Annotated in this window: 8 protein-coding genes and 1 pseudogene; 1 reads left to right on the forward strand and 8 read right to left on the reverse strand. The window is 70.1% G+C overall.

The window, feature by feature from the left end:
- The 6 genes and pseudogenes from CF68_RS23170 to fliF all read right to left on the reverse strand — a co-directional run.
- Nucleotides 1-386 (reverse strand): annotated as a pseudogene (locus CF68_RS23170) (flagellar hook-length control protein FliK); the annotation flags it as partial.
- A gap of 26 nt (nt 387-412) precedes the next feature.
- On the reverse strand, nt 413-871 hold the full coding sequence (gene fliJ, locus CF68_RS23175) for a flagellar export protein FliJ (RefSeq protein WP_035823346.1): 459 nt from the start codon (nt 869-871) through the stop codon (nt 413-415).
- Nucleotides 849-2,324, reverse strand: coding sequence for a flagellar protein export ATPase FliI (fliI, locus tag CF68_RS23180; RefSeq protein ID WP_035823348.1), 1,476 nt, complete (start codon nt 2,322-2,324; stop codon nt 849-851). The genes fliJ and fliI overlap by 23 nt, the downstream gene beginning before the upstream one ends.
- Nucleotides 2,317-3,135: a flagellar assembly protein FliH gene (gene fliH / locus CF68_RS23185; RefSeq protein WP_035823350.1), complete on the reverse strand. Its 819-nt coding sequence runs from the start codon at nt 3,133-3,135 to the stop codon at nt 2,317-2,319. The genes fliI and fliH overlap by 8 nt, the downstream gene beginning before the upstream one ends.
- Entirely contained in the window at nt 3,122-4,132 is a 1,011-nt protein-coding gene (fliG, locus tag CF68_RS23190) for a flagellar motor switch protein FliG (protein ID WP_035823351.1), read from the reverse strand. Before fliG ends, fliH begins: the two co-directional genes overlap by 14 nt.
- Nucleotides 4,119-5,849: a flagellar basal-body MS-ring/collar protein FliF gene (gene fliF, locus CF68_RS23195; protein WP_035823353.1), complete on the reverse strand. Its 1,731-nt coding sequence runs from the start codon at nt 5,847-5,849 to the stop codon at nt 4,119-4,121. The genes fliG and fliF overlap by 14 nt, the downstream gene beginning before the upstream one ends.
- 407 nt (nt 5,850-6,256) lie before the next feature.
- On the opposite strand from fliF, the gene fliE reads away from it, so the two are divergent.
- Entirely contained in the window at nt 6,257-6,580 is a 324-nt protein-coding gene (gene fliE, locus CF68_RS23200; RefSeq protein WP_035823354.1) for a flagellar hook-basal body complex protein FliE, read from the forward strand.
- An 82-nt stretch (nt 6,581-6,662) separates the two neighbouring features.
- On the opposite strand, the gene CF68_RS23205 is transcribed toward fliE, so the two are convergent.
- Both CF68_RS23205 and CF68_RS38590 read right to left on the reverse strand, forming a co-directional pair.
- Complete coding sequence (locus CF68_RS23205) at nt 6,663-6,956, reverse strand: EscU/YscU/HrcU family type III secretion system export apparatus switch protein (RefSeq protein WP_035823355.1); 294 nt, start codon at nt 6,954-6,956, stop codon at nt 6,663-6,665.
- Nucleotides 6,953-7,560 (reverse strand): flagellar hook-length control protein FliK (locus CF68_RS38590; RefSeq protein WP_235205862.1); only part of this gene is annotated, 608 nt, incomplete at its 5' end. The genes CF68_RS23205 and CF68_RS38590, both read right to left, overlap by 4 nt.

The following is a 7,560-nucleotide window of genomic DNA, read 5'->3' on the forward strand; positions in this document are numbered from 1 at the left end:
CCGGCCGGCGCGGCAGCGGGGCTGGCCGGGGTGGCGGCGGGAAGCATCTGTGCCAGGGCCGCTGCGGCAGCGGCTGCGGCATCCGTCGGCGTGGCCGCCGCGGTGTCGTCCTGGTCCTGATCCTCATCCTTGTGGCCGGCCGCGGGCTTCTTGCCGGCCGCGGCGGTCTGCTGCGGCTTGCCGGCGTCGGCCTGGGCCGCGGGCTGGCGCGATGCAGGCTGGTCGCGCGCGGCGGTTTCCCTGGCCGGCGGCGCGGGGGCCTTGCTGCTTTCGCGTGCGCGCGACAGCGCGTCGCCGAATCCGCTCGCGGTTGCGTCGGCGCTGGCGCGCCTGGCGCCCTCGACCGCATTGGCGGCGCTGCTGACAATCTGGCTGATATCGATCATGGCGTTGGCTACGGGGGTGGCCCGGGTCAGGCTTCGCTGAGGCGGCTGGCCGTGGTGCGGACCAGGCGGGCGGCGTATTCGTCGTTGGCGCGCTGCTCGCGGCGCGCGGCAACCTGTTCTTCCTTCGCTTCGGCGCGCGCGATCAGCGTGTCGAACGAGTTCAGGCGGCGCTTCTGGTGCTGCCAGTGGTTGCGCCCTGCCAGCAGGTCGGCTTCGGCCTTGGCCAGCGCGGCGCCCTGCTGGCGGATGGCATGGTCGAGCGAATCGAGAAAGCGCGAGAAATCCTGCCAGCGGCTGGACGTCATGCCTTCGGCAGCCACCACCTGCATGCGCGCGCGGTACTCATGGCGGTACTCGGTGAGCTGGTTGAGCTGCTGCTCAGCCTGCGTGCGCAGTCCCTGCAGCCTGCCCAGCTCCCGCGCGGCGGCGTCGGTATCGTTCTGGGCGAGGTCAGCCAGCGTATTAAGTGGTGAGTGCTTGAGCATGTTCACTCCTGTCGAAGAGGCTGTGAAGCTGGGCGATGGCGTCGTCGTAGCCGGCGCGCTCGTGGATGTCTTGCTGCAGGAAAGCTTCCATGCGCGGGTGCAGGCGCATCGCCAGGTCCAGCTCCGGGTCGTTGCCCGGCACATAGGCACCCACGCTGATCAGGTCGCGGTTGCGCTGGTAGCGCGACATCAGCTGCTTGAAGCGGCGCACCGAGCCGAACTGCGCGTTCGGGATCAGCGCGGTCATGGCACGGCTGATCGATGCTTCCACGTCGATGGCCGGGTAGTGGCCGGATTCGGCCAGGCTGCGCGACAGCACGATATGGCCGTCCAGGATGGCGCGCGCGGAATCGGCGATCGGGTCCTGCTGGTCGTCGCCTTCGGTCAGCACCGTGTAGAACGCGGTGATCGAGCCGCCGCCTTCGGGGCCGTTGCCGGTGCGCTCGACCAGCGTCGGCAGCTTGGCAAAGACCGAGGGCGGATAGCCCTTGGTGGCCGGCGGCTCGCCGATGGCCAGCGCGATCTCGCGCTGCGCCATGGCGTAGCGCGTCAGTGAATCCATGATCAGCAGCACATGCTGGCCCTGGTCGCGGAAATACTCGGCCAGCCGCGTCGCATAGGCGGCGCCCTGCATGCGCAGCAGCGGCGAGGTATCGGCCGGCGCGGCCACCACCACCGAACGTGCCCGGCCCTCGGGGCCAAGGATGTTCTCGATGAACTCCTTCACTTCGCGGCCGCGTTCGCCGATCAGGCCGACCACGATCACATCGGCGCTGGTATAGCGCGCCATCATGCCGAGCAGCACGCTCTTGCCCACGCCCGAGCCCGCGAACAGGCCCATGCGCTGGCCGCGTCCCACGGTCAGCATGCCGTTGATGGCGCGCACGCCGGTATCGAGCACAGTCTCGATCGGCGCGCGCATCAGCGGGTTGATCTGCTCGCCGGCCAGCGGCACTTCCATGGCGGCGGTGATCGGGCCCAGCCCATCGAGCGGACGGCCCGCGGCATCCAGCACGCGGCCCAGCAGGCCGGCGCCAACCGGCAGGCGCTTGGAGCCCGGTTCGCGCGGCGTGGTGATGCCGGCCGGCTGCGGCGATGGTTCCAGCGGGTAGACGCGCGCGCCCGGCAGCAAGCCCACCACATCCGATTGCGGCATCAGGTAGAGCCGGTCGGCGCCAAAGCCCACCACTTCCGCTTCCGCGGTGCGCGGCGCATTGCTGTCGGCGGTGAACTGCCCGGCGGGCAGCTCGATCAGGCAGTCGCTGCCCACCGGCAGGCGCAGGCCCACGGCTTCCAGCACCAGGCCCGCGGCACGCGTCAGGCGGCCGCAGCTGCGCTTGCTGTCGAGCCCGGCGATGCCGGCCGCGGCGCTGTCCAGCGCGCCGATCCAGCGTTGCGCATGGGCCAGCGCGGGATCCGGCGCGGGCGTGGCCTGCTCGGCGGTGTCAGGCATGTGGCGGCTCCCATGGATCGTCGCGGCCCAGCGCCTTGACCACGCGGGTCCAGCGCGTGGGCAGCGTGGCGTCGCGCTCGCCGCTGGCGGCGCTGGCGATGCAGCCGCCGCGCGCCACCGACGGATCGGCGCGCACGGTCCAGCCGGCGGCCGCCAGTTCACCATGCAGGTGGGTTTCCACCAGCGCCACGTCGTCGGGATGCAGCAGCAGGCTGGGCGATCCGCACAGCGCGGGTTCGCTGGTCAGCAGCTCGCGCACGCCCGGCAGCAGCACCGCGGGGTCGTCGGCAAGGGCGGTGCGCACCAGCTGGCGTGCCACGTCCAGCGCCAGCGACACCAGTGCGCGCGAAACCTGGTCGTCCACGCCGCCGAGCGCGCTGCGGAAGTTGGTGGCCAGTGCTTGCAGCTGCGTGGCCTCGTTGCGTGCGGCTTCCAGGCCGCGGGCGTAGCCTTCGCGGTGGCCGTCGCCGTAGCCCTGGGTCTGCCCCTGGGTGTAGCCCTGGGCATAGCCTTCCTTGCGCGCGCCTTCGCGCATTGCGTCGAGCGCCTCGAAGTCGATCGGCGGCGGTGCGGGCTCGGAGGGCATGGCGGCCAGGGCTTCGGGCGGCTCGCTTTCCCGGGGATCGAGCGAGCCCATCTGCCAGCGCTGCCAGCCGGCTGCGCCGCCACGCGCGCGGCGCGGCGGCTCGAACGGCGCAAAGCCGCCAGGCTCGGCGGCCGCGCCGTTGCCGGCAAGGGAAGAGAGCGGGTCGCCGCGCGGCGCGCGGCGTGCGGCCTGGCCGCGCTCAGGGTTTGCCTCAGACATAGGCATCGTCGCCTCCGCCGATCTGCACTTCGCCCGCATCCGCCAGGCGTCTTACCACCTGCAGGATGGCCTTCTGCTCGGCCTCGACCTGCGACACGCGCACCGGGCCCAGCGCGTCCAGGTCCTCGCGCAGCATCTCGCCGGCGCGGGTGGACATATTGCGGATGAACTTGTCGCGCAGTTCCTGCGGCGCGCCCTTGAGCGCGACGATGAGCGACTCGGTGGCGATTTCCTTGAGCACGCGCTGGATGCCGCGGTCGTCGACCTCCAGCAGGTTCTCGAACAGGAACATCTCGTCGATGATCTTCTGCGCCAGGTCGCCGTCGTGCAGCCGCACGCCGTCGATGACGGCCTCTTCGTGCGCCGTGCTCATCAGGTTGATGATCTCGGCCGCGGTGCGCACGCCGCCCATGCGGCTGCGCTTCAGGCTCTGGCCCGCCAGCAGCTTGGTCAGCACGTCGGTCAGTTCCTGCAGCGCGCCCGGCTGCACGCCGCCGAAGGTGGCGATACGCAGGATCACGTCGTTGCGCAGGCGGTCGGTGAACAGCGCCAGCACCTCGGACGACTTCTGGCGGTCCAGATGGATCAGGATGGTGGCTATGATCTGCGGGTGCTCGTCGCGGATCAGCTCGGCAATGGCCGTGGCGTCCATCCAGTTCAGCGAATCGATGCCGCCGCCCGGATCGCGCGATTCCAGGATGTCTTCGATCACCGACTGGGCGCGTTCCTCGCCCAGCGCCTTGTTCAACACGCTGCGGATAAAGGCGTTGGAATCGACGTTCAGGGCCAGGTACTGCTCGGTCTCGGTGCGGAACTCGCCCAGCACGTCGGCCATTTCCTCGCGGGTGACCGAGCTGAGCGTGGCCATGGCCGAGCCCAGCTCCTGCACTTCGCGCTGCGACAGGTGCTTGAACACCTCGGCCGCGGCATCCTCGCCGATCGCCATCATCAGGACGGCGCTCTTTTGCAGGCCAGATTCGGAGATGCCCTTAGCGGTTGTCATTGGCAATCCAGTTCTTGATCACGCTGGCGACCAGGCGCGGGTCGCGCTGTGCGGCGTCGCGCACCAGCGCGAGGTCGCTTTCATACTTGGCGGCAAGCCGCAGGATTTCCGGGTTGGCGGGCTCGTCCGGCGGCAGCAGCACTGCCTCGGTCTCGTCCTTGGCTTCCGGCGCCGGCAGCGGCGGCGAGGTGTAGCGGCGCAGGATCGGGCGCGCCACCTTGAACCACACGAACAGCGCCAGCACTGCCAGCAGCAGGTAGCCCGCAAGGGTCTTGCCCAGCTCGATCATGTCGGGCTGCTTCCATAGCGGCACCTCGGGCGCGGCCTTGTCGCGCTCGGCGGTGAACGGGCTGTTGACCACGTTGATGGAGTCGCCGCGGTCGGCCGAGAACCCCATCGCCTCCTTGGTCAGGTTCTGGATCTGCGCCAGCAGTGCCGGCGGCAGCGCTTCGGCCACGAGCTTGCCCTTGGTATCGGCCTGCTGGCGGTAGTTGACCACCACCGCCACCGACAGGCGGCGCACGCCGCCCGGTGCCTGCTGCACGTGGCGCACGCTGCGGTCCAGTTCGTAGTTGACGGTGGAGTCGCGGCGATTGCTGCTGGGGCCGCTGGAAGCGGTGGAATTGGCGCCCTGAGCGCCCTGGCCTGGCTGCGCAGCTTGCCCGGCCTGTCCGGGTTGCCCGGCAGCCGGAGCGCCGGCCTGTCCCGGCGCCTGGCCCGCACGCGGCGTCTGCGGCGTGGTCACGGGCGCGGCGGCGGCAGCGGGCGGCTGGTTCGACAGCGCGCCGGGCACACCGCCCGGCGGCGTGACACCCTGCTGGGTCGATTCGCTGGTCTGCTGGCTGCGGATCGCCGAGCGGGTCGGGTCCTGGTTGGGTTTGTAGCTCTCGTCGGTGTGCTCGACGATGGAAAAGTCCACGTCGGCGGTCACCTGCGCACGCACGTTGTCCTTGCCGACGATCGGCGTCAGGATCGCTTCGATGCGCTTCAGGTAGTTCTGCTCCAGCGCCTGGACGTACTTGAGCTGGGTCGCGTCGAGCATGCGCTCGTTGCCGGTGTTCGACAGCAGGTTGCCGTGCTGGTCGACGATCGAGATCGACTTGGGCGTCAGCTCCGGCACGCTCGACGACACCAGGTGGCTGATCGCCGCGACCTGGCCCTCATCGATGGCGCGGCCCGGGTACAGCTGCAGCACGATCGACGCGGTCGGCTTCTGGCGCTCGCGCACGAACAGCGTCGGCTTGGGGATGGCCAGGTGCACGCGCGCGGACTGCACCGCGGCGATGGACTCGATCGAGCGCGCCAGCTCGCCTTCGAGCCCGCGCTGGTAGTTGACCTGCTCGGCAAACTGGCTGATGCCGAACTTCTGGTTGTCCATCAGCTCCATGCCGGCCGTGCCGCTCTTGGGCAGGCCCTGCGAAGCCAGGCGCAGGCGGATTTCGTGGACCTTCTCGGCCGGCACCATCACCGCACCGCCGCCTTCGGCGAACTTGTACGGCACGTTCATCTGCTGCAGCGACTGCAGCACCGCGCCGCCGTCGCGCTCGGACAGGTTGCTGTACAGCACTTTGTAGTCCGGGCTGCGCGACCACAGCACGCCCACCGCGATGGCCGCGGCCAGGGCTGCGCCGGCCAGCATCAGCGGCAGCTTCGGGTTGGCCTTCAGGCGCTCGATCACTTCTGCCGAGCGCCCGGGCAGTGCCACGGCCGCGGTCATGCGCGTGCTCCGGATCCGGCGCCGCGATGCTGGCGACGGCACGGGCGATGCTGACCGCCTTGGTCGTCGGCGCGGCTCACGGCACGGCTCACATTACGCTGCAGAGAAAACACGCGCACTCCCGAATCGATGGTTGTCTGGTGATTTCCGGAGCCAGCACGGGACGACGGCCCGCGCTCTTCCGGCACGGTGGCAATGATCGGCCAGACTTGAGCCTGACAATCCGGCGAACAGACGCGGTTTTTTGTCCGATTTCGGCCCATGGAGGGGCGGAGGCGGCGGGTACTCTGCGGGGGCTGAAACTGGGTGCGAACCGCCTGAGGCCCGCCTGCCGGCAGGCCGTTATGTGATGCAAGGGGCGCGCCACAAGACGAACTCTGCCGGTGGACCGGCATACGACGAGCCAAATGACCACCATCTCTTCCATCGAGGGCATGCTGCAGCAACTGCGCGGGATGTCCCAGGTTGCCTCGGGCAACAATGCCAGCCAGTCCGCCGCGCCGGTCGGCGGCGGCTTTGCCGGCGAGCTGCAGCGCTCGCTGGGCCGCATCAACGCCGCGCAGGAACGTGCCTACGGCCAGGCCGAGGCGTTCGAGCTGGGCAAGCCCGGCGTGGCGCTCAATGATGTGATGATCGACCTGCAGAAGGCCAATGTGTCGTTCCAGACCGGGGTGCAGGTGCGGAACCGGTTGGTGGCGGCTTACCAGGAAATGATGAATATGGCGGTGTAAGCCTACTGGCCTGCCCCTGAAACAAAGAGCCCCTGAGCGCGCAAGCGGCCAGGGGCTCTTGTCGTCAGGAGGGCCTGCCGGGTCAGGCCTGCGCTTCAGCGCCTGCGTCCATGCCCGCTTCAAGGTGGTAGATCCACGCCAGCAGCTCCGCCACGGCCACATAGAGCTGCGGCGGCACGTGGCTGTCCAGGTCGACCTGCATCAGCAGGTTCACCAGGGTGGGTGAATCGTGGATATAGACGCCCGCATCGCGCGCGCGCGCGATGATGGCTTCGGCCACCACGCCATAGCCCTTGGCGACCACGCGCGGGGCCCTGTCGCTGTGCTGGTAGGACAGCGCGATCGCCGCGCCGCGGTCTTGCGCCGCTTCGCTCATCGCGCCGCTCCTTCCGTCATGTTGTCCTGGGTCTGCACGCTCAGGCGCTGCAGCACGATGCCCTGCGCCTCCAGCTGGTTGCGCAGCAGCGGCCGAGCCGCGATCAAACGCGCCGCGACATCGGTCTCGGGCGTTGCCACGCGGGCGTCGAGCCCTGCCGGCCCCAGTGTCAGCACCGCTTCGACGATGCCGAGGCTCGGCAATTGCAGCCGCAGGCGGCTGGACCATGGCCGGGCGCTGTCGTCATGGGCCTGAGCGGCGCCATCCGCGTCGGGGCGCAGCAACTCCCACTCCATCGGCACGCCGGGCCAGGCTTCGCCGGCAAAGCGGAACTGCTGCGTGGCAAGCAACTCCAGCTGCTGGCGGACCACGCCTTCGGTTGCCGGATGGATGGCCGGGCCGGCTGCCGAGGCCTGCCGGCCGGCGTCCGCCGAGGCGGTGTCCGGCAGGCCAGCGGCGGCGCGCGCCGCGTGGGGGATGAGGCTGTCCGGCGCGGCAGCGCGCGCGCCAGCCTCCGCGGTGGTCTGGTAGGCCTGCGTGGCCAGCGCCGCGGCGGACTGGCGTTGGGCCCCCGGTTCGGCAGCGGCTTCGCGGCTGGAGGCCG

Source organism: Cupriavidus sp. SK-4, from assembly GCF_000611125.1.
Taxonomy (GTDB): Bacteria; Pseudomonadota; Gammaproteobacteria; order Burkholderiales; family Burkholderiaceae; genus Cupriavidus; species Cupriavidus necator.

Excerpts from the sequence above, each read along its gene's own strand:
- fliJ (WP_035823346.1), bottom strand. The coding sequence starts at position 871 with ATGCTCAAGCACTCACCACTTAATACGCTGGCTGACCTCGCCCAGAAC.
- fliI (WP_035823348.1), bottom strand. The coding sequence starts at position 2,324 with ATGCCTGACACCGCCGAGCAGGCCACGCCCGCGCCGGATCCCGCGCTG.
- fliH (WP_035823350.1), bottom strand. The coding sequence starts at position 3,135 with ATGCCTATGTCTGAGGCAAACCCTGAGCGCGGCCAGGCCGCACGCCGC.
- fliG (WP_035823351.1), bottom strand. The coding sequence starts at position 4,132 with ATGACAACCGCTAAGGGCATCTCCGAATCTGGCCTGCAAAAGAGCGCC.
- fliF (WP_035823353.1), bottom strand. The coding sequence starts at position 5,849 with ATGACCGCGGCCGTGGCACTGCCCGGGCGCTCGGCAGAAGTGATCGAG.
- fliE (WP_035823354.1), top strand. The coding sequence starts at position 6,257 with ATGACCACCATCTCTTCCATCGAGGGCATGCTGCAGCAACTGCGCGGG.
- CF68_RS23205 (WP_035823355.1), bottom strand. The coding sequence starts at position 6,956 with ATGAGCGAAGCGGCGCAAGACCGCGGCGCGGCGATCGCGCTGTCCTAC.